General features: G+C 74.1%; 17 protein-coding genes. 11 read left to right on the top strand and 6 right to left on the bottom strand.

All coding sequences use genetic code 11. The features are described 5' to 3' along the window. Positions 1-82 precede the first annotated feature (82 nt). Complete coding sequence (gene typA, locus OG989_RS28940) at positions 83-1,951, bottom strand: translational GTPase TypA (RefSeq protein ID WP_151455652.1); 1,869 nt, start codon at positions 1,949-1,951, stop codon at positions 83-85. Between the two features lie 137 nt (positions 1,952-2,088). Between typA and OG989_RS28935 the strand changes: the two genes are divergently transcribed. After that, positions 2,089-3,486, top strand: coding sequence for a DedA family protein (locus OG989_RS28935; RefSeq protein WP_327029066.1), 1,398 nt, complete (start codon positions 2,089-2,091; stop codon positions 3,484-3,486). 128 nt (positions 3,487-3,614) lie between these two features. On the opposite strand, the gene OG989_RS28930 is transcribed toward OG989_RS28935, so the two are convergent. Then, positions 3,615-5,750, bottom strand: a complete 2,136-nt coding sequence (locus OG989_RS28930; RefSeq protein ID WP_151455654.1) for an MMPL family transporter — start codon at positions 5,748-5,750, stop codon at positions 3,615-3,617. 170 nt (positions 5,751-5,920) lie between these two features. On the opposite strand from OG989_RS28930, the gene OG989_RS28925 reads away from it, so the two are divergent. The 5 genes from OG989_RS28925 to OG989_RS28905 all read left to right on the top strand — a co-directional run bounded on the left by OG989_RS28925 (position 5,921) and on the right by OG989_RS28905 (position 11,271). Further along, positions 5,921-6,436: a MarR family winged helix-turn-helix transcriptional regulator gene (locus OG989_RS28925; RefSeq protein ID WP_151455655.1), complete on the top strand. Its 516-nt coding sequence runs from the start codon at positions 5,921-5,923 to the stop codon at positions 6,434-6,436. A gap of 4 nt (positions 6,437-6,440) precedes the next feature. Beyond that, positions 6,441-8,114, top strand: a complete 1,674-nt coding sequence (locus tag OG989_RS28920) for a CocE/NonD family hydrolase (protein ID WP_327029065.1) — start codon at positions 6,441-6,443, stop codon at positions 8,112-8,114. Positions 8,115-8,271: 157 nt separating this feature from the next. Continuing rightward, a complete protein-coding gene (locus tag OG989_RS28915) occupies positions 8,272-9,180 on the top strand; it encodes a hypothetical protein (RefSeq protein ID WP_151455657.1) in 909 nt (302 codons plus the stop codon). Positions 9,181-9,325: 145 nt separating this feature from the next. Continuing rightward, positions 9,326-9,898 (top strand): ArsR/SmtB family transcription factor, encoded by a 573-nt coding sequence (locus tag OG989_RS28910; protein WP_151455658.1) that lies wholly within the window; start codon positions 9,326-9,328, stop codon positions 9,896-9,898. Continuing rightward, complete coding sequence (locus tag OG989_RS28905; RefSeq protein WP_327029064.1) at positions 9,895-11,271, top strand: MFS transporter; 1,377 nt, start codon at positions 9,895-9,897, stop codon at positions 11,269-11,271. The genes OG989_RS28910 and OG989_RS28905 overlap by 4 nt, the downstream gene beginning before the upstream one ends. Before the next feature lie 51 nt (positions 11,272-11,322). Here the strand turns inward: OG989_RS28905 and OG989_RS28900 are convergent, their stop codons facing one another. Continuing rightward, entirely contained in the window at positions 11,323-11,526 is a 204-nt protein-coding gene (locus OG989_RS28900; protein ID WP_088961229.1) for a cold-shock protein, read from the bottom strand. Between the two features lie 163 nt (positions 11,527-11,689). Here OG989_RS28900 and OG989_RS28895 point away from each other — a divergent pair, with 163 nt between their 5' ends. Both OG989_RS28895 and OG989_RS28890 read left to right on the top strand, forming a co-directional pair. Further along, entirely contained in the window at positions 11,690-12,373 is a 684-nt protein-coding gene (locus tag OG989_RS28895) for a class I SAM-dependent methyltransferase (protein ID WP_370519022.1), read from the top strand. 97 nt (positions 12,374-12,470) lie between these two features. Continuing rightward, positions 12,471-13,082 carry a DedA family protein gene (locus tag OG989_RS28890; RefSeq protein WP_151457700.1) on the top strand — a complete coding sequence of 204 codons (612 nt, stop codon included), beginning with the start codon at positions 12,471-12,473 and terminating at the stop codon, positions 13,080-13,082. A 107-nt stretch (positions 13,083-13,189) separates the two neighbouring features. Here the strand turns inward: OG989_RS28890 and OG989_RS28885 are convergent, their stop codons facing one another. Then, positions 13,190-13,843, bottom strand: a complete 654-nt coding sequence (locus tag OG989_RS28885; RefSeq protein ID WP_327029063.1) for an MBL fold metallo-hydrolase — start codon at positions 13,841-13,843, stop codon at positions 13,190-13,192. 8 nt (positions 13,844-13,851) lie between these two features. Further along, positions 13,852-14,568: a maleylpyruvate isomerase family mycothiol-dependent enzyme gene (locus OG989_RS28880; protein ID WP_327029062.1), complete on the bottom strand. Its 717-nt coding sequence runs from the start codon at positions 14,566-14,568 to the stop codon at positions 13,852-13,854. A gap of 169 nt (positions 14,569-14,737) precedes the next feature. Between OG989_RS28880 and rsgA the strand changes: the two genes are divergently transcribed. The 3 genes from rsgA to OG989_RS28865 all read left to right on the top strand — a co-directional run bounded on the left by rsgA (position 14,738) and on the right by OG989_RS28865 (position 19,821). Then, positions 14,738-15,790, top strand: a complete 1,053-nt coding sequence (gene rsgA, locus OG989_RS28875) for a ribosome small subunit-dependent GTPase A (protein WP_327029061.1) — start codon at positions 14,738-14,740, stop codon at positions 15,788-15,790. Between the two features lie 335 nt (positions 15,791-16,125). Further along, positions 16,126-19,068, top strand: coding sequence for an excinuclease ABC subunit UvrA (uvrA, locus tag OG989_RS28870; protein ID WP_327029060.1), 2,943 nt, complete (start codon positions 16,126-16,128; stop codon positions 19,066-19,068). Between the two features lie 270 nt (positions 19,069-19,338). Then, positions 19,339-19,821, top strand: coding sequence for a Rieske (2Fe-2S) protein (locus OG989_RS28865; RefSeq protein WP_327029059.1), 483 nt, complete (start codon positions 19,339-19,341; stop codon positions 19,819-19,821). 45 nt (positions 19,822-19,866) lie between these two features. Here OG989_RS28865 and OG989_RS28860 read toward each other — a convergent pair whose 3' ends face one another. Continuing rightward, complete coding sequence (locus OG989_RS28860) at positions 19,867-21,183, bottom strand: MFS transporter (protein ID WP_327029058.1); 1,317 nt, start codon at positions 21,181-21,183, stop codon at positions 19,867-19,869. Between the last annotated feature and the right edge of the window lie 22 nt (positions 21,184-21,205).

Genomic DNA, 21,205 nt, shown 5'->3' with positions numbered 1-21,205 from the left:
CGGACGGCGTGGCGGGGCCGTGACGGGCGGAGCCCGGACCGCGTGGCGCGGTCCGGGCTCCGGGGGAGACTGCCGTCGTACGTCAGCCGGCGTGCTTGCGGCGGGCGGCGGCCCGACCGCGGAGCTGCTGGTCGAGCACCACCTTGCGGATGCGGACCGCGGCCGGGGTCACCTCGACGCACTCGTCCTCGCGGCAGAACTCGAGGGCCTGCTCCAGCGACAGCTTGCGCGGCGGGATCAGCTTCTCGGTCTCGTCGGAGGTCGACGCGCGCATGTTGGTGAGCTTCTTCTCCTTGGTGATGTTGACGTCCATGTCGTCGGAGCGGGAGTTCTCCCCGACGATCATGCCCTCGTACACCTCGGTGGTCGGCTCGACGAAGAGCTGGCCGCGCTCCTGGAGGTTGATCATGGCGAACGACGTGACGGCGCCGGACCGGTCGGCGACCAGCGAGCCGTTGTTGCGGGTGCGCAGCTCGCCGAACCACGGCTCGTACGACTCGAAGACGTGGTGCAGGATGCCGGTGCCCCGGGTGTCGGTGAGGAACTCGGTGCGGAAGCCGATCAAACCCCGGGCCGGGACCAGCCACTCCATCCGGATCCAGCCCGTGCCGTGGTTGACCAGCTGCTCCATCCGGCCCTTGCGGGTCGCCAGCAGCTGGGTGATCGCGCCGAGGTACTCCTCCGGGGCGTCGATGGTGAGCCGCTCGACCGGCTCGCAGACCTTGCCGTCGATCTCCCGGGTGACGACCTGCGGCTTGCCGACGGTCAGCTCGAACGACTCGCGGCGCATCTGCTCGACCAGGATGGCCAGCGCCAGCTCGCCGCGGCCCTGCACCTCCCACGCGTCGGGGCGCTCGGTGGGCAGCACCCGCAGCGACACGTTGCCGACCAGCTCCTTGTCGAGCCGGTCCTTGACCATCCGGGCGGTGACCTTGGCGCCCTTGACCCGGCCGACCAGCGGCGAGGTGTTGGTGCCGATGGTCATCGAGATGGCCGGTTCGTCGACGGTGATCAGCGGCAGCGGGCGCGGGTCCTCCGCGTCGGCCAGGGTCTCACCGATCATGATCTCGGGGATGCCGGCGACGGCGATGATGTCGCCGGGGCCCGCCGAGTCGGCCGGCTTGCGCTCCAGGCCCTCGGTCATCAGCAGCTCGGAGATGCGGACCCGCTGGGTGCTGCCGTCGGTGCGGCACCAGGCGACCGTCTGGCCCTTGCTGATGGTGCCCTGCCGCACCCGGCACAGCGCCAGCCGGCCGAGGAACGGGGAGGCGTCGAGGTTGGTGACGTGCGCCTGGAGCGGCGCCTCCTCCTCGTACGAGGGCGGCGGGATGGTGTCCAGCAGGGTGCGGAACAGGGGCTCCAGGCTGGTGCTGTCGTCGGGGACCGCGCCGTCGGCGGGCTGGGTCAGCGAGGCGATGCCGTCGCGGGCACAGGCGTAGACGATCGGGAAGTCGATCTGCTCCTCGTCGGCGTCCAGGTCGAGGAAGAGCTCGTAGGTGTCGTCCACGACCTCCTTGATCCGGGCGTCGGGGCGGTCCACCTTGTTGATCACCAGGATGATCGGCATGCGCGCCTTGAGCGCCTTGCGGAGCACGAACCGGGTCTGCGGCAGGGGGCCCTCACTGGCGTCCACCAGCAGCACCACGCCGTCGACCATGGTCAGGCCGCGTTCGACCTCGCCGCCGAAGTCGGCGTGGCCGGGGGTGTCGATGATGTTGATGGTCACCGGGTCGGAGCCGTCGGCCGGCATGTACCGCACGCCGGTGTTCTTGGCCAGGATGGTGATGCCCTTTTCCCGTTCGAGGTCCATCGAGTCCATGACCCGTTCGGTTACCTCGCCGCGGGCGCCGTAGGCGCCGGCCTGCCGCAACATGGCGTCGACCAGGGTCGTCTTGCCGTGGTCGACGTGGGCGATGATGGCGACGTTGCGGAGGTCGGTGCGAAGCTGCATACCCTCCATACTCCTGTCTGCGGTTGCCGGGCACGCGTCGGGGGGTGTTACCCCCAGATGACCCGGATCTCTGCCGAAACTGATGTTCCGACCGTTTCAGCGCCTGGCATGCTGACCCCCGTGGGAATGGGGGCCCGATGCACGACCTGCTGACCTCGCTGCAGGGCCTGCCGCCCCTGCTGATCTATGTGATCGCCGCGATTGTCGTCGCGGGGGAGACCGCCGTGATCTTCGGTCTGCTGGTGCCGGGCGAGGCGACCCTGTTGCTGGTCGGCTTCCTAGCGTACGCGGGGACGCTGAGGCTCGTACCGGCGCTGTTGGTGATGATCCTTGCAGCAGTGATCGGCGACACACTGGCGTACCGGGCGGGCCGGCGGCACGGGCCCCGGCTGCGCGCCGGGCGGCTGGGCGCGCGGGTGGGTCACGAGCGGTGGAGCCGGGCGGACGCGATGCTCGGCCGGCTGGGCGGGCGCGGGGTGCTCACCGCCCGCTGGGTGGCCTTCGCCCGCACCCTGGTGCCCCGGCTGGCCGGGGCGGCCGGGATGCCGTACCGGCGGTTCGCGCCGTGGAACCTGGCCGGGGTGGTGACCTGGGTGGGCGGCTCGGTGCTCGTCGGCAACCTGGCCGGCGAGTCGTACGAGACGGTCTCCCGGCTGCTCGGGCGGGCCACCGGCGCGGTGCTGGTGCTGGTGGCCGCGCTGGTCGCGGTGGTGCTGGCGGGGCGGTGGCTGGGCCGCAACCCGGATCCGGCCCGGGCGCTGGCGTCCCGGGCGGCGGGGCTGCGGCCGGTGCGCTGGCTCAGCGGCCGGTACGGGGTGCTGTTCTTCCTGCTCGCCATGCACGTCGGGCCGGCCTGGACGCTGCTGATCAACCTGGTCGTGGGCCTGCTGCTGCTCTTCCTGGCCGGGCTCGCCATCGCCTGGGTGCTCGGGGCGGTGGTCCGGCACAGCGGCCTCGCGGTGCTCGACAGCGCTATCGCCGACTGGTTCGCCGACCGGCGTACGCCCGGGGCGGTCGACGTCACGCTCGCGGTGGTCTCGGCGCTGCGCGGATCGTCGCTGATCGTGCTGGTGGCCGTCGTCGCGGCGGTGCTGGCCTGGCGGCACCGGCCCTGGCGGGCGGACCTGCTCAGCGTGGTCGGCACGGTCGGGGCGTTCGTGCCGCTGGTGGTGCTGGCCGTGGTGGTCGACCTGGCCGGGCCGACGGCGGGCGGGCCGGACGGCCGGGGCGCCGCCCTGTTCCCGACGCAGAACGCCGTGGTGGCGGCCAGCCTCTGCACCCTGGCCTGGCTGCTGTCCCGGGGGGCGCGCTGGCCGGTGGCGGTGGCCGCCTGGACGGCCGCGGCGGCCGGCGTGGTCGGCATCGTCGGCGCCCGCCTCTACCTGGGGCTGAGCACCGCCAGCGGCAGCGCCACGGCGGTGCTGCTCGGGGTGGCCTGGACGGCGTTGTTCGTGGTCGCCTGGGCCACCCGCGACAGGGCCGCGGGCGGCGACGTGGCCGAGCCCGAACCGGTGGCGGCCCGCGCCGACGCGTGAGCCGCCTCCGCCATCGCCGAGCCGCGCACGAGGCCGCCTCCACCAGCCTTCACAGCGCGGCGGACGGCGTGCCCGGGGCGCGCGAAGGGGCCGTGGCGATGCCGCCACGGCCCCTTCCGGCGGGCCGGTCAGTCCCGGGTGGTCACCTGCTCGCGTCCCGTCGGCGCGTCGTCGCCGTCCCCGGCGGGCTTGCGCGCGACCCGCCCCGGCCACCAGAAGCGGTCGCCGAGCGTGAACGCCAGCGCCGGCACCAGGACCGTCCGCACGAGCAGGGTGTCCAGCAGGACGCCGATGCAGACGATGATCCCGATCTGGGTCAGCAGGATCAGCGGCAGGACGCCGAGGACCGCGAAGACCGCGGCGAGCAGGACACCGGCGCTGGTGATGACGCCGCCGGTGACCCGCAGGGCCGAGAGCATCCCGGCGCGGGTGCCGCTGCGCCGGGCGTCCTCGCGGGCCCGGGTGACGAGGAAGATGTTGTAGTCCACGCCGAGCGCCACGAGGAACACGAAGGCCAGCAGCAGGACGCCGCTGTCGAGCGCCGGCATGTCGAGCACGTGGTCGAAGAGCAGCCACGACGCGCCGATGCTGGCGAAGAACGACGCGATCACGGTGAGCACCAGCAGCAGCGGGGCGACCAGGCCGCGCAGGAGCAGCACCAGCACCGCGCCGACGAGCAGCAGGATGATCGGCAGGATCAGCCGCAGGTCCTTGCCGTTGGCCTCGTTCTCGTCGTAGGTGGCCGCGACGTTGCCGCCGACCACCGCGCCGTCGAACGCGGGCGCGCCCTCGACCGGGGGCGGGGCGGAGCCGGGAACCGCCGCGACCGCGTCCCGCAGGGCCTCGACGGCCCGGCTCGCCGCCGCGGTGCCGGGCTCGGCCTCGAGCACGACGTCGACCTGGGCGACCTGGGCGCCGGCCTCACCGGGACGCGCGGAGGCGACGCCGGGGACCCCGGCGGCGGTGTCCGTGACGGCCCGCACCGCCGAAGGGGTGGTGAGCACGGCGACCGGCTGGGTCGTGCCGGCGGGGAAGGACCGCGCGAGGGTCTCCGCGCCGGCGACCGCCTCCGGCTTGACCCGGAACTGCTCGGTCTCCGACAGGCCGGTGCGGATGCCCAGCCCGCCGAGGGCGAGCCCGGCGAGCAGCAGCGTCGCGAGCAGCGCGACCGGCACGGGACGACGCTCGACGGCGGCGCCGAGCCGGCCCCACAGCCGGCCCTCGCGGATCTCCCCGCCGACCCGGGGCACGAACGGCCAGAACAGGCCGCGCCCGAAGATCACCAGGACCGCCGGGAGGACGAACAGCGCCGAGAGCATGGCGAGGACGACGCCCGTCGCGCAGGCCACGGCGAGGGCGCGGTTGAGCTCCTGCTCCGACAGCAGCAGGGTGAGCACGCCGAGGACGACGGTGGAGCCGCTGGCGAGGATGGGCTCGGCGACCCGCCGCTGCGCGGCGCGCATCGCCACGAAGCGGTCCTCCTCGCGGCGTAGCTCCTCGCGGTAGCGGGCGATGAGCAGCAGCGCGTAGTTGGTGGCGGCGCCGAAGACGAGGACGCTGGCGATGCCGGTGACGGCGCCGCCGGGCAGGTTGATGCCGACGGCCGGGACGACCGTGTCGAGGGCACGCAGCGTGAGCTGTTCCGTCGCCGCGACGACGACGAGCGGCACGATCCACAGGAACGGGCTGCGGTAGGTGATGAGCAGCAGCAGCGCCACGACGCCGGCGGTGACGGCCAGCAGCGTGGTGTCGGCGCCGGCGAAGACCTTCGTCAGGTCGGTGGCGAACGCGGGTCCGCCGGTGACCTCCACGGTCAACCCCGCCGGCGCGTCGTCCAGGGACGCGCGGAGTTGGTCGATCCGCTCCGCGACCGCCTCCTGCCCGCCGGCGGTGGACAGCGGCACGGCGACGAGCGCGACGGTGCCGTCGGGGGAGACCTGCGGCGGGCTGACGCGACCGCCGACGGCGAACTGGTTGAGGTCACCCGACTGGCCCGTCAGGGCCGCGCGGTCGGCCTCGGTGAGGGCGGCCCGGTCGGCGCGGCTGACCACGACGATCGCCGGCTGGACGTCGCGGGAGGGCAGTTGGTCCTGGAGGCGCTCCACCTGGGTCGACTGCCACTCCACCGACAGGCCGGTGGCGGAGACGGCCGCCGGGTTGTCGGGCTTGGGCAGCACGAAGACGGCCGCCCCGAACACGATCGCGGCGGCCACGGTGAGCCACGCGGCGAGCCGCCCGCGCGCCACGCGGGTGAACACTGACATTCGGATGCCCTCACGGTCTCTCGACGGATTTCCTTCGACGGTCAAGACCTCGCGAACGACGCAAAGGGTCGGGCGTCGAGTATCTTGATAAACGAGATTATCGACTGCTGAGTTATGCTGCAACCGGAACGGATGGGCGGGAGGCGGCGACCGACGTGGCAGGTCACGGCATGTACCGGCGGCGCGACTCGCGCCGCGAGCGACTGGTCGCCGAGATCTCGGCCGAACTACGGCGCTACTCGGTCGACGCGCAACACATCGGGCACGCATTCGCCGGCCTGCACGGGCTCAACGCCACGGACCTCCAGGCGCTGATCGCGGTGATGGACGCCGAGCTGGTCGGCCGGCCGATCACCCCCGGCCGCCTGGGCGAGGCGCTCAACCTGTCGTCCGGCTCGGTCACCGCCCTGATCGACCGGCTGGAACGCGCCGGGCACATCCGCCGCGACCGCGACACCACCGACCGGCGCAAGGTCTTCCTGCACTACGCCGAGCGGGGCGCCGCGCTGGCCATGGAGTTCTTCCGGCCCCTAGGCCGGCGCACCGACGACGTGATGGCCGGCTTCAGCGACGACGAGCTGGACGTGGTGCACCGGTTCATGACCGCGATGACCGCCTCGATGGGGGAGCACCGGGACGCGGTGCGCGCCGCCCGCGACGAGCCGGCCCGGCGCGCGAACGGCTGACGTCGTGCTCGACCGGCTGGCAGCCCGCCTCGCCACCGCCGCGCTGCGGTTGCCGCCCGCGCGCACCCGTCGGGTCACCCTCACCCGGGGCATCGCGGTGCGGGTACGCGACGGCGTGCCGCTGCGCACCGACCACTACGCCCCGGCCCTGCCCGGCGCGCCGACCGTGCTGATCCGCACCCCGTACGGTCGGGGCGGACCCATGCGGCTGCTCGGCCGGCTCGCCGCCGAACGCGGCTTCCACGTGGTGATCCAGTCCTGCCGCGGCACGTTCGGCTCCGGCGGCACCTTCGCCCCGCTGGTGCACGAGCGCGAGGACGGCCTCGACACCCTCGACTGGCTGCGCCGCCAGCCCTGGTGGACCGGCGCGTTCGGCATGTTCGGCGCCAGCTACCAGGGCTTCGTGCAGTGGGCCCTGGCCGCTGACGCCGGGGAGGAGCTGCGCGCGATGGTCGCGGTGGTGACCGCCTCCGGCACCCGCGACTCGACGTACGCCGGGGAGTCCTTCGCCCTCGACACCGTGCTCACCTGGGCCGAGCTGCTCCAGGCGCAGACCGTGCCGTGGCTGGCCCGGCAGTGGGAACTCAAGCGGGGCCAGCCCCGGCTGGTCGCGGCGCTGGCCCACCTGCCGCTGGCCGAGGCGGACCGGGTGGCCACCGGCGTCACCGTGCCGTTCTTCCAGGAGTGGCTGCGCCACCACACCCCGGACGCCGGCTACTGGCGTACGCGCGTCTTCGGCGACCGGATCGCCGAGGTCCACGCGCCGGTGGCGATGGTGAGCGGCTGGCACGACATCTTCCTGCCGGCCCAGCTGCGCGACTTCGCGGCGCTGCGCGCGGCCGGCGCCCGGCCCCGGCTGACCGTCGGACCGTGGACCCACGGCAGCCCCGGGCTCTTCCTCGCCGCGCTGCGCGACGGGCTGGACCACCTCGACGCCCACCTCGCCGGGCGGCCGACCGGCGCCGGCGCGGCGGCCCCCGTGCGGGTGCACGTCGGCGGTGCCGGTGGCGGCTGGCGGGACCTGCCCGACTGGCCGCCGCCGGCGGTGCCGACCCCGTGGCACCTGCACCCGGATGGCGGGCTGAGCACGGCCGCGCCGGTCCCGTCGGCGCCGGACGGCTTCCACTACGACCCGGCCGACCCGACGCCCTCCCTCGGCGGGCCGCTGCTGGTCGCCCAGCGGGCCGGGCCGGTGGACAACCGCCCGGTCGAGGCCCGGCCCGACGTGCTCACCTTCACCAGCGCCCCGCTCGACGCGCCCGTCGAGGTGATCGGTCCGGTACGCGCCGAGATCCACCTGCGCAGCGAGCTGTCCCACCTGGACGTCTTCGTGCGGTTGTGCGACGTGGACCGGCGCGGCCGGTCCTGGAACGTCTGCGACGGCCTGGTCCGGGTCGCGCCCGACCGGTTCCCCGCCGACGGGGCCGGCGTGGTGCGGGTGCCGGTGGAGCTCTGGCCCACGGCGCACCGGTTCGCGCCGGGACACCGGCTGCGGGTGCAGGTCTCCGGCGGCGCCCATCCCCGCTACGCGCGCAACCCCGGCACTGGCGAGCCCCTCGGCACGGCGGTCACCCTGCGTGCCGGATGGCGGGAGATCCTGCACGATCCACAGTGTCCGTCTGCTGTGGTCCTACCGATCATGCCGTCGAGGTCGCAGGTTTCCGCCGGCGGAGAATGACTGCCCTGAGCTGGGCATTCGTCAATCGACGGGGCTATGGTTGGGCCACTGCCCGACGCCGTGCACCAGCCGGTCGGGCCCGCGCGTGAGGCTTCCGCACCGCCTACGCGGTGTCACGGTCGTGCCCGGCCCCGAACCCGTCCCCGAGGGGGAACCCATGACGCGGGCACCGCAAAACCTGTTGGCCGTCCGCCGCCTGCTGCTCGACCACCTCAACGTCGACCCCGACACCGTCCGCGAACAGGACCTCGAACCCGCCGAGGTCGGCATCGTCGGCGACCCCGCCCACCGGGGCGGCTACCACTGCGGCTCCGACCGGGTGGTGCCCAGGGACTACTCCGTCGTCGAATCGCCCCGGGACTCCTCCGGCCTGACCCTCGACGCGGCGGCGCTCGACGTCGGCCTCTTCCGGGTCGTCGTCGCAGGACGGGCGCACGACCTCCGCAGCTTCTCCACCTGGTGCGTCGCGCAGTGCACCGCGGGCACCCCGGACAGCCGGGACCTCCGCGAGATCATCTACTCCCCGGACGGCAAGGTCGTCCGGCGGTGGGACCGCCTGCGCAAGCGGACGAGCGGGGACAACTCCCACCTGTGGCACACCCACTTCAGCTTCTTCCGCGACTCGATCAAGGCGAACCGGGACCAGACCCCGCTGTTCCGCCGCTACCTGACGACCATCGGATTGATCGCACCGCCAGCAGAGGAGTCCGACATGGAACAGACCGACAAGCTCGTCTACAACACGGGGTCGCCCACCCGTACGGTCGGCCAGGTCCTCGCCGACCTGGAGAACCTGCGCAACTGGCTGATCTCGCCCGTCGGGACGCCGGGTCTGCTGACGCCGCCGCTGGCGGAGTCGCCGTTGATGCTCCTGCTCGCGATGGCGCAGGCGTACCCGGCCCTGGTCGCCCAGGTCAAGGCTCTGTCCGAGAGCGACTTCAGCGACGAGCAGGCGATCATCGCCGGTGTGCTCGCCGGCCTCTCGCCGGAGCAGATCGCGGAGGCGATCCCGCCCACCATCGCCCAGCAGGTCACCGACGAACTGGCCCGCCGCCTGGCGGCCTGACCCCGCCGCGTCCGGCGGGCGCGTTCAGGCCCGGCGGGCCGACGGACGCGCGAGGCCGGGGCGGCCGGGCGTGACGAGGTAATCGGCAACGGCAGTTGTGCAATACATGTTGCGCAACTGTCGTTGCCGATGTCAGGCTGGCGGCATGACGAACCCCGACGTACGCCACGTGACCGACTCGCGGGTGCTCGCCGCGCTGTCCCATCCGCTGCGCCGCCGGCTGATGGACGTGCTCAAGGTGCACGGCCCGTCCACCGTCGGCCTGCTCGCCGAGCGGACCGCGCAGGCGCCGGCGAACGTCAGCCACCACCTCAAGGTGCTGGCCGGCGCCGAACTGGTCGAGGAGGCGCCCGAGCTGGCCCGCGACCGGCGCGAACGCTGGTGGCGCCTGGTCACCCGGGGTGTCCGCTGGTCCCAGTCGGACTTCGACGACCCCGCCGCCCGGGCCGTCGCCGACGCCGCCACCTCGCTCAACCTGGACCGGCACGTCGCCCTCGCCCGCGCCTGGCACGCCACCGACGAGGACAGCCGGGCCGCCTGGTCGCAGGGACCGTTCTCCACGGACCGCTGGCTGCACCTGACCGATGCCGAACTCGCCCAGCTGGCCGGCGAGCTGAACGAGGTGCTCGCCCGGTGGGGCGACCGGGACGTGCCCGACGACGGGCGGAAACGCGAGCCGGTCTTCCTGTTCGCCTACGGGATCCCGGCCACGCCGTGACGCCGCCCGCCGGCACCACCCCGCCGACCCGTACCGCCGCCGCCCCGCCGGCAGACGCGCCCCGCCCGGGCGCCGACCCCGCGACCGGGCCGGCGGTACGGCCCGCCGGTCGGCCGGCGGCAGCGGCGGTGCCCCGGGGAGGGCTGCTGCGGCACCGGGACTTCCGGCTGCTCTGGGCCGCGCAGACGGCCAGCGCCGTCGGCAGCAACGTCACCGCCGTGGCGCTGCCCCTGGTCGCGGTGACCGTGCTCGACGCCAGCACCTTCGGCGTCGCGGTGCTCACCGCCGCCGCCTGGCTGCCGTGGCTGCTCGTCGGCCTGCCGGCCGGGGCCTGGGTGGACCGGTTGCCGCGCCGGCCGGTGATGATCGTTTGCGACCTGGTCTCCGCACTGCTGTTCCTCAGCGTCCCCGCCGCCGCCGTGCTCGGCGTGCTGACCGTGACGCAGTTGCTGGTGGTGGCGCTGGGCGCCGGCCTGGCCCGGGTCTTCTTCGAGACAGCCGACCAGGTCTACCTGCCCGTGCTGCTGCGCCCCGAGCAGGTGCCGGAGGGCAACGCCAAGCTCCAGGCCACCCAGACCGCGAGCTACGTGCTCGGCCCCGGTCTCGCCGGCGTGGTCGCACAGGCCGCCGGCGCCGTCACCGCGCTGCTGCTCGACGCGCTGAGCTTCCTGTTCTCCGCCGCCTGCCTGCTGCGCATCCGCACCGTCGAGCGGCGTCCCGAGCGCGTCGGGCCCGCGCGGTCGCTGCGGCGGGAGATCGGCGAGGGGATCCGGTTCGTCGCCCGGGACCCGTACCTGCGGGTGCTCACGGCCTTCGGGGCCGCCAGCAACGTCGGCCTGGTCGGCTACCAGGCGGTCCTGGTGGTCTTCCTGGTCCGGGAGGCGCGACTCGCGCCGGCCCCGGTGGGCGCGCTGGTCGCGGCGATGAGTCTCGGCGGCATCGTCGGCGCGCTGTCGGCCACCCTGCTCGGCCGTCGGCTCGGCACCGCCCGGGCCATGCTCCTGGCGGCGGTGTTCACCGGGCCGCCGGCGTTGCTGATCCCGCTCGCCGGACCCGGCGGCCGACTCGCTTTGCCGGCGATCGGCGGGATGCTGGTCAGCCTCGGGGTGGCGGTGGGCAACGTGCTCAAGGGGAGCTTCCGCCAGACCTACACGCCACACCAACTGCTGGGCCGCGTCACGGTGAGCATGCAGATGCTCAACTACGGCATGATCCCGCTGGCCGCCGTGCTGGCCGGGACGATCGGCGCGGCCTACGGGGCCGGCACCGCGATCGCGGTGATGACGGCCTGGCTCGCGCTCACGCCGGCGATCCTGCTGATCGGGCCGCTACGGCGGCGACGGGACCTGCCCGTCGCGCCGAAGCGGCCCTGAATACGCGCTGCGGCGGCGGCCGTCAGTCGGCCGCCGCCACCGGCACGGGATCTACAGCGGACGGACGTTGTCCGCCTGCGGACCCTTCTGACCCTGGGTCACCTCGAACTCAACCTTCTGGCCCTCGTTCAGCTCCCGGTAACCGCTCGACGCGATGGCCGAGTAGTGGACGAACACGTCCGGCCCTCCGCCATCCTGCTCGATGAAGCCGAAGCCCTTTTCCGAGTTGAACCACTTAACCGTGCCGGTTGCCATGCATCTCTCCCTGTTCCAAAGCGGGTGAACCTCGGTCGTCGACCGATGATCGCCCGGTGCCACCCCGAGAGTAACCGGCCGAACCCCGATTCGCTGGCCGAACTCTCGGCGCGGCGACGCGAAAGCCGGGCGGAGCGAGGTCGGCTGGGGCATGCTTGCCCCGATGAAGGGTGCCACAGCCGACGCGCTGACCGAGATCGAGCGGGAGATCGACGCTCCCGGGGGCGGGCTGGACCGGCTCCGGCTGGTGCGGATCCCGTTCGTCCCCGAGGTCCGGCTGCACCTGGCCGAGGACGCCATCGTCTGGTGGGCCCGGATGGAGGCGCAGGCCGGGCACGCCCTGCCCGCGCCGTACTGGGCCTCGGTCTGGGCCGGTGGCCAGGCCCTCGCGCGCCACCTGCTCGACCACCCCGACCTCGCGGCCGGCCGCCGGGTGCTCGACCTCGCCGCCGGGTCCGGCCTGGTGGCGATCGCGGCCGCGCTGGCCGGCGCCGAGCGGGTGGTCGCCAACGACATCGACCCGTACGCGGTCGCGGCGGTCACCGTCAACGCCCGGGCCAACGACGTGACGGTCGCGACCACCGGCGGCGACCTGCTCGACAGCGATCTCGACGGGGTGGACCTGCTGCTGGCCGGGGACGTGCTCTACGACGCGACGATGGCGGCGCGGGTGCTGCCCTTCCTGCGACGGGCGGCCGCGGGCGGCGCCGAGGTGCTGGTGGGCGATCCCGGGCGGGGCCACCTGCCGCCGGGCGTGCTGGCTACGGTGGCGAGCTACCCCGTGCCGACCACCGAGCCATCCGTGGACTCGACCGTGCGCCGGGTGCAGGTGCTGCGCCCCCGGTGACCCCGGGCTCTCAGGGTCGACCCCGAGCCCGATACCAGGGGGCGGTGGGGGACCGGACCCGATGCCCCGGGTGGCCGGGCGGCCATAGCGTACGGGCATGGCGGATTGGCTGACCCAGATCGGAGAGCTCCCCACCACCCTGCTCATGGGGGTGCTCGGGGTGGTGATGCTCTTCGACGCCGTACCGCTGCTCGGGGTGCTGGTCCCCGGCGACGTGGCGATCCTGGCCGCGATGGGCGTCGGCGGCCCGACCACCGGGGCCGCCACCTTCGCCGTGGTGGTGGCCGGCTGCCTCGCCGGCTGGTCGCTGAGCTTCCTCGCCGGTCGCCGGTACGGCGATCGCCTGCGGCACAGCCGCCTCGGCGACTGGATCGGCGAGGCACGCTGGGCGGCGGCGGAGGGGATGCTCCAGCGCGGGGGCGGCCGGATGGTGCTGGTCGCGCCCTTCCTGCCGGTGTTCAACGCGCTGCTGCCGCTGGCGGCGGGCGGGCTGCGGATGTCGTACCCGCGCTTTCTCGGCTGCGCGACGCTCGGCGCGGCGGCCTGGGCCGGGCTCTACCTGGTGCTGGGCACCGCCTCGCGGTCGCTCGCCGGGCTGCTGCCGGGCGAGTCCAGCCCGATGCTGGTCACCATGGCGGTCGGCCTGCTGCTGGCGGGCGTGGTGCTGATGGGCACGCGGCGTCGAGTGCGCGCGGTCACCGGGGCCTGACCGGCGCCCGACGGGGCTGCGGAAAGCCGAGGAACCCGACGGGGGGAGCGGGGGGACCGACGGGGGGAGCGGGGCCGGGCGCGGATCGCGCCCGGCCCCGCTGAGGTTCACCAGCCCCGGGCGCGCCACTGGGGCAGCGCGGGGCGTTCCGCGCCGAGCGTGCTGTCCTTGCCGTGGCCCGGGTAGAACCAGGTCTCGTCGGGCAGCCGGTCGAAGAGCTTGTGCTCGACGTCGTCGATGAGCGCGGAGAACCGCTCCGGATCCTTGTCGGTGTTGCCGACCCCGCCCGGGAAGAGGCTGTCGCCGGTGAACAGGTGCGGCGACCCCGCCGGGTCGCGGTAGAGCAGCGCGATCGAGCCGGGGGTGTGCCCCTTGACGTGGATGACCTCCAGCGCACACTCGCCCACGGGCACGCTGTCGCCGTCGGCGAGCGTCCCGGCCTCGATCGGCAGCCCGGCGGCGTCGTCGGCGTGCACCAGGGGGCGGGCGCCGGTCTTGGCGACCACCTCCTCCAGCGCCACCCAGTGGTCCATGTGCTGGTGGGTGGTGACCACCGTGGCCAGCCCCGCGTCGCCGACCAGTTCGAGCAGCCGGGGCGCCTCGTTGGCGGCGTCGATCAGCACCTGCTCGCCGGTGGCCCGGCAGCGCAGCAGGTAGGCGTTGTTGTCCATCGGGCCCACCGACACCTTCGTGATGGTGAGCCGGTCGAGCTCGCGTACGGCCGGCGCGCCGCCGGGCGTGACGTCTCCGCTGTAGGTCATGAGGTCGTCTATATCCATTCCGGTGGTTGCGGCAGGGGGCCGTCGGGGGTGACGGTCAGCACGGTGCCCGGGCTGCGGCCGATCAGCCAGGCGGCGAGTTCGGGGGCGGCACCGGTGACCGTGGGCGCGGCGGCCCGGTCGCCGACGACCAGTTCGTGCCGGCTGCCGTCGAAGCGCAGCACCATCGGCGGCACGTCGGCGCGGCCGGCGAGGTCGGCGACCACCTCGTGCAGCAGCCGGTGGCCGAACGCCTCGGGCCAGTCGGACGGCCGGTAGCCGGTGTCGAGGTCCACGTGGTGCACCTCGATCTCGCGCAGCCGGCCCCAGACCAGCATGGCCGCCGGCCAGGGGCCGCGCCGCGTCTGGACGGTGGCCGCCCACGCCTCGACCGGCATCGCGGCGACCGCCTCGGCGAACCGGACGGCCGATCGGCGCAGGTCGTCCAGGTGGGCGGCGGGCGGGCGGGCCGCCCCGGCCTCGATGTCGGCGTCCCGGGCCGCCGCGGAGGCGTACATCGGGATCGGCTCGCCGGTGCGGGCCGCGACGAGCAGGTTGACGAAGCCGTCGGCGTTGCGGGCCAGGTGGGCCAGGACGTGCCCCCGGCTCCACGCCGGCAGCAGCGAGGCGGCGGCGAGGCCGGTGTCGTCGAGGGCGGCCGCGGTCCGCAGCAGACGGTCCGTGGCCGCGTCCACCTCGCCCGTCAGCAGAAGCGGATCCGTGGTCACCCACCGACCCTATCCGCCGGGGGACTTCGCGTCGCCGGGGAAATCGCTTTCGGCGCGTCGCGGCGCGTCCTACCGTCGGCGTGGAACGCGGCACCGGGCGGCGGGGAGGTGATGACCATGCCGGCAGCAGCACGCGTGCGTCAACCGCTCCGACACCGATGAGGATGCCATGACCATCGACCTGACCGCCCTCGGCTGGGATGCCGAGCGGGCGGCACACGTACCGCGACGCGGCGGGCACCGACCGGGCCGGGTGGCCCGGGTGGACCGCGGCGTCTGCACCGTGCTCTGCGCGGACGGCCCGGTCCGCGCCACCCTGGGCGGGGCGGTCCTGGCCGCCGCCGCCCGCGACCTGACCCACCTGCCCTGCGCGGGGGACTGGGTGCTGCTGGGCACCTGGCCCGACCGCAACGTCACCGTGGAGGCGGTGCTGCCGAGGCGCACCGCCCTCGTCCGACGGACCGCCGGCAAGGACGCCAGCGGCCAGGTGCTGGCCGCCAACCTCGACGCCGCCGCCGTGGTGGAGCCCGTGCACCCCGAGCCGGACGTCGGCCGGATCGAACGGCTGCTCTCCCTGGCGCACGAGTCCGGCGCCCGGCCGCTGGTCGTGCTCACCAAGGCCGACCTGGCGGCCGACCCGGAGGCCGTCGCGCGCCAGCTCACCGGGATCGCCCCCGGGGTGCCGGTGCTGGCCGTCAGCGCCGAGCACGGCACCGGGCTCGACCCGCTGCGCGCCGAGGTGGCGCCCGGCCGCACGCTCGGCCTGCTCGGCCCGTCCGGCGCGGGCAAGTCGAGCCTGGTCAACGCGCTGGCCGGGGCGGCGCTGATGCCGACGCAGGCGATCCGGCGCGTCGACGGCAAGGGCCGGCACACCACCACCTGGCGGGCGCTGCTCCCGGTGCCCGGCGGTGGCGCCGTGCTGGACACCCCGGGGGTACGGGCGGTCGGCCTGCTCGACGGCTCGGCGGGGCTGGACCGGGCGTTCGCGGACATCGCAGAGCTGGCCACCGGCTGCCGGTACGCCGACTGCGGGCACGACGGGGAGCCCGCCTGCGCGGTGCGCGAGGCGCTGGAGACCGGCGAGCTGCCGGCGCGGCGCTGGGAGAGCTGGCGCAAGCTCCAGCGTGAGTTGGCCTTCGAGAGCCGGCGGCGGGAGGTCCGGCTGGCCGCGCAGCGGCGCGGCGGCTGGCGCGCGGGCCGGCGGCGGGCGGCCCGCCCCTGACGCAGGTACGCACGGGCGGGACCGGTCGACGACCGGTCCCGCCCGTTTCTTCAGGGCCGGCTTCTCCGCCCGCTGCGGGCCGGCTTCCTCGGGCGCGGCGACCCGCTTCCTCGGGCGCTGAGGACCGGCTTCATCGGGCGCGGCGGACCGGCTTCCTCGGGCGCGGCGGACCGGGCTGAGCTGGGGGAATGTGCCGACGAGGGAAGTTGTCGTACCTCGGGGCTAGAGTTGCCGAGGCGCCTTTCTGCGCGCCCACAACCACTCAGACAACCGCTCAGACCAGCCTTGGAGCGGACAATTTCTCCTCATCTTCTTCACCCGGGAGTACACGGACAGTGGCCGACCGACTGATCATCCGTGGCGCGCGCGAGCACAACCTGCGTGACGTCAGTCTCGACCTGCCCCGGGACGCCCTGATCGTGTTCACGGGGCTCTCCGGGTCGGGCAAGTCGAGCCTGGCCTTCGACACGATCTTCGCCGAGGGGCAGCGCCGCTACGTCGAGTCGCTGTCGTCGTACGCGCGGCAGTTCCTCGGCCAGATGGACAAGCCGGACGTCGACTTCATCGAGGGCCTGAGCCCGGCGGTCTCCATCGACCAGAAGTCCACCTCGCGCAACCCGCGCTCGACGGTGGGCACCATCACCGAGGTCTACGACTACCTCCGGCTGCTCTTCGCCCGCATCGGCGAGCCGCACTGCCCGGTCTGCGGCGAGCGGATCTCCCGGCAGACGCCGCAGCAGATCGTCGACCGGGTCCTCGCAATGACCGAGGGCACCAAGTTCATGGTGCTCTCGCCCGTGGTGCGCGGCCGCAAGGGCGAGTACGTCGACCTCTTCGCCGAGCTCCAGGCCAAGGGCTACGCGCGGGCCCGCGTCGACGGCGTGGTGCACCCGCTGACCGAGCCGCCGAAGCTGAAGAAGCAGGAGAAGCACACCATCGAGGTGGTGATCGACCGCCTCACCGTCAAGCCGAGCGCCAAGCAGCGGCTGACCGACTCGGTCGAGGCCGCCCTGGGCCTGTCCAACGGCCTCGTCCTGCTCGACTTCGTCGACCTGCCCGAGGACGATCCGGACCGCGAGCGGCGCTACTCCGAGCACCTGGCCTGCCCCAACGACCACCCGCTCGCGATCGAGGACCTGGAGCCCCGGGTCTTCTCCTTCAACGCGCCCTACGGCGCGTGCCCCGAGTGCACCGGCCTCGGCACCAAGAAGGAGGTCGACCCCGAGCTGCTCGTCCCCGACCCGGAGCGCACCCTGCGCGAGGGCGCGATCCAGCCCTGGTCGACCGGGCACAACCTGGAATACTTCCTGCGCCTGCTGGAGGCCCTCGGCGCGGCCGAGCACTTCGACGTCGACACGCCCTGGCGGGCCCTGCCGTCGCGGGCGCAGAAGACGATCCTGCACGGCTCCGACGACCAGGTGCACGTGCGCTACCGCAACAAGTTCGGCCGCGAGCGCTCCTACTACACCGGCTTCGAGGGCGTGGTGCAGTGGATCGAGCGCCGGCACACCGACACCGAGTCGGAGTGGTCGCGGGAGAAGTACGAGGGCTACATGCGCGACGTGCCCTGCGCGGCCTGCGGTGGCGCTCGGCTCAAGCCCGAGGTGCTCGCGGTCACCCTGGCCGGCAGGAGCATCGCCGAGGTCTGCAACCTCTCCGTCGGCGAGGCCGCCGACCTGCTCGCCGGCATCGAGCTGACCGACCGGCAGAAGATGATCGCCGAGCGGGTGCTCAAGGAGATCAACGCCCGGCTGAAGTTCCTGCTCGACGTCGGCCTCGACTACCTCTCCCTGGACCGCCCGGCCGGCACCCTCTCCGGCGGCGAGGCGCAGCGCATCCGGCTGGCCACCCAGATCGGCTCCGGCCTGGTCGGGGTGCTCTACGTCCTCGACGAGCCGTCGATCGGGCTGCACCAGCGCGACAACCACCGGCTGATCGAGACCCTGGTCCGGCTGCGCGGCCTGGGCAACACGCTGATCGTCGTCGAGCACGACGAGGACACGATCCGCACCGCCGACTGGATCGTCGACATCGGCCCGGGCGCGGGCGAGCACGGCGGCAAGATCGTGCACAGCGGCTCCGTGCCGGCGCTGCTGGAGAACCCGGAGTCGGTGACCGGGGCCTACCTGTCGGGCCGCCGCTCGATCCCGACGCCGCAGGGGCGCCGCGCGCAGACCCCGGACCGGGAGCTGGTGGTGCACGGCGCGCGCGAGCACAACCTGCGCAACCTGACCGTGTCGTTCCCGCTGGGCCAGCTCATCGCCGTCACCGGGGTCAGCGGCTCCGGCAAGTCGACGCTGGTCAACGACATCCTCTACGCGGTGCTGGCCAACCAGATCAACGGGGCCCGACTGGTGCCCGGCCGGCACACCCGGGTCTCGGGGCTGGAGCACGTCGACAAGGTGGTCGGCGTCGACCAGTCGCCGATCGGCCGCACCCCGCGCTCCAACCCGGCCACCTACACCGGGGTCTGGGACCACGTCCGCAAGCTCTTCGCCGAGACCACCGAGGCCAAGGTCCGGGGCTACGGCCCCGGCCGGTTCTCGTTCAACGTCAAGGGCGGCCGCTGCGAGGCGTGCTCCGGCGACGGCACGATCAAGATCGAGATGAACTTCCTGCCCGACGTGTACGTCCCGTGTGAGGTCTGCAAGGGCGCCCGCTACAACCGGGAGACCCTGGAGGTGCACTACAAGGGCAAGACCGTCTCCGACGTGCTGGAGATGCCGATCGAGGAGGCGGCCGAGTTCTTCTCCGCCATCCCGGCCATCCATCGGCACCTCAAGACGCTTGTCGACGTCGGCCTCGGCTACGTCCGGCTCGGCCAGCCCGCGCCCACGCTCTCCGGCGGTGAGGCGCAGCGGGTCAAGCTCGCCTCCGAGTTGCAGAAGCGCTCGACCGGGCGGACGGTCTACGTCCTCGACGAGCCCACCACCGGCCTGCACTTCGAGGACATCCGCAAGCTGCTGATGGTGCTCGAGGGGCTGGTCGACAAGGGCAACACGGTGATCACCATCGAGCACAACCTCGACGTGATCAAGACGGCCGACTGGCTGATCGACATGGGCCCCGAGGGCGGTCACCGGGGCGGCACGGTGCTCGCCACCGGCACCCCCGAGGAGGTCGCCGAGGTGCCCGGCAGCCACACCGGCCACTTCCTGCGCCAGGTGCTCAAGCTCGACGGCGACGCGAAGGGTGCGGCGGCGGCCACCTCCCGGGCGGCGAAGGCCAACGGCACCAAGGCCACGCGCCCCCGCAAGGCGCGGGCCGAGGCGCGCTGACGGCACGCTCCCCAGGTCGTGTGGGTGCGGTCGACCAAGGCGACGACCAGGGACGGCGCGATCGACACCAGCCCGGGCAGTCGCCCGGTCACGCCGTTCGGCCGCCGGCAGGGGACTGATCGCCGACGGGGCCATCCGGGGCGGGCCCACGGCCCACCCCGGGTGGCCCCTCGGTCGCCGATCCGGTGAACCGTCGGGCAGAGTGATCCGTGTACCCGAGTGTGGCCGCGGATCATGACCAGGCGGCGGCAGCCGAGAGAAGGGCGAGGCATGAGTGACGATCAGGGGCTGACCGGGCCGGCGACGCGGACGCGCCGCGCCCTCCTCACGGGCGCGGGCGCGGTCGGCGCGGCGGTGGTCCTGGCCGCCTGCGGCAGCGACGACTCCGGCGACGGGGCGGCCCCGACCAGCGGCGGCCCGCCGGTGCCCAGCACCGGTGACGCCGGCGGCGGCGACCGCCAGGGCGCGCAGTCGCTGGCCCGTACGGCCGACATCCCGGTCGGCGGCGGCACGGTCTATCCCGCCCAGGGTGTGGTGATCACCCAGCCGCGCGAGGGCGAGTTCAAGGGGTTCGACTCGATCTGCACCCACCAGGGCTGCCCGGTGACGAACGTCGACGGCGGCACCATCAACTGCACCTGCCACTTCAGCAAGTTCTCGATCGAGGACGGCTCGGTGAAGGGCGGCCCGGCCACCAAGCCGCTGCCGCCGAAGAACGTCAAGGTCACCGGCGACCAGATCTCGCTGGCCTGACCCGTCGGGTGCGGCCGGCGACCCGAACCGGGCCGCCGGCCCCGCTCAGTCCGCGGCGGCGCCCGCGTCGACCACCGACGTCCGCTCGCCCGCTGCCCGCCGCTCGCCCGTCGGCGGCCGCTCGCCCGTCGGCGGCGGCTCGCGCAGGGCGGCCGGCGGCAGGCTCCGCTCCAGCAGCAGGATGCCGGCGACGCCGACGGCGTTGAGCAGCGCCAGCACCAGCCAGGGCGCGGCGGTGTCGACCTCGTACAGGGTGCCGAAGAAGGCCGGCGCGACCATCGAGGCGAGGGCGAAGGAATACTGGAAGGCCGCCAGGTAGCGGCCCCGGGCGGCGATCGGGGCGGCGGCCGCGGCCAGCGCGGCGGACGCCGGCGCGTGCACCAGTTCCGCGACGGTGAACAGCAGCGTCGCCGCGACCAGCAGCGCGGCCACCACGCCGAGGCGCCCCGGGCCGAGGGTCGCCATGGCGAGGCCCCAGAGCGTCCAGAGGGCGGCGGCCAGCGCGACCGCACGGGTGCGGCGGTGCTGCGGCAGGCGGGCGCCGACGGGCGCCGACAGCACGGCGACGAGGAACGCGTTGCCGGCCAGGACGGCGGAGGTCAGCCACGCGGGGCCCCGCAGGTCCGTGAGCATCATCGTGGGCAGGGCCAGGCCGAGCATCATGGTGCTCAGCGCGAAGACGGTGTTCAGGCCGATGAGGGCGAGGAACGGGCGGTCCCGCAGCAGCGTGGCGTACCCGCCCCGCCCGGATCCCGCCGGGCGGTCGGTGGCCGGCGGGATCCGCACCCGGGCGGCGATGAGCACCGCGGCGAGGGCGAAGCAGGCCGCCGCCGCGTAGGCCACCGCGCGGTAGGTGCCGGCCCGCCCGTCGGCCACCACCACGCCCGTGGTCAGGCCCCCCACCGCCAGGCCGGCGGTACGGGCGCCGTTGCTGATCGCGTACCAGGTGTCCCGGGCCCAGCCGCCCGGGCTGCCGTCGGCGTAGTCGGCGACCGCCGTGAAGACGGCGGACCAGAAGAACCGCACGCCGACGGCGACCAGCGCCGCCGCCACGAAGACGCCGACGGGCCCGCCCACCCAGGCGTACGCCAGGTAGCCGGCGGCCTGGAGCAGTTGGGAGGCGACGACCACGGGCAGCGCCCCGATCCGGTCCGCCAGCGATCCCGCCCACAGCGGCACCGGCAGGGTGAGCACGGTCGCCGCGCTGAGCAGCACCCCGAGCAGCGCCAGGGGCACGTCGGTGAGCCGCAGGAAGTACACCAGCGACAGGGGCAGGAAGAGCCCGTTGCCGACCGAGTCGACGGTGAGCGCCGCCACGAGGACGGCACCCCCTCGGCTGCGTCCCGCGGGGTTCGCGCCCATGTCCCCGTGCTCCCCTCGCGTC

It is taken from the genome of Micromonospora sp. NBC_01740 (assembly GCF_035920365.1).
Classification (GTDB): Bacteria; Actinomycetota; Actinomycetes; order Mycobacteriales; family Micromonosporaceae; genus Micromonospora; species Micromonospora reichwaldensis.
Note: the sequence above shows the minus strand (reverse complement) of the source record. Positions and strands in the feature narration are given on the sequence as shown.